This is a genomic window from Faecalibacterium sp. AM43-5AT (genome assembly GCF_003603345.1).
Taxonomy (GTDB): Bacteria; Bacillota; Clostridia; order Oscillospirales; family Ruminococcaceae; genus Faecalibacterium; species Faecalibacterium taiwanense.
In genome coordinates, this window is sequence record NZ_QVGZ01000039.1 from 417 (window position 1) to 641 (window position 225).

General features: G+C 49.8%; 1 pseudogene. It reads right to left on the reverse strand.

Features of this window, described 5'->3' with window-relative positions:
- Positions 1–225, reverse strand: a pseudogene (locus tag DW937_RS15335) (hypothetical protein); the annotation flags it as partial.

The following is a 225-nucleotide window of genomic DNA, read 5'->3' on the forward strand; positions in this document are numbered from 1 at the left end:
CAGAACTGCCCAGTCTGCAAAGAGGCCGTCAAAGAAGAAATCCGCAAATTTCAAAAAGCTGTCCACCGTAACCTGAAGGTCTGCGGTGATTTCAACATCGGAAAGTTCAGTTTTGAACCGCCGCAGTTCCACTTGGAGCTGTTCGATTTGTTCCTGTGCATCGTCCAGTTCCTCATACTTGGCAAGATCGGCCATCAAACCGCCGCCCATTACGTCCCATGTACT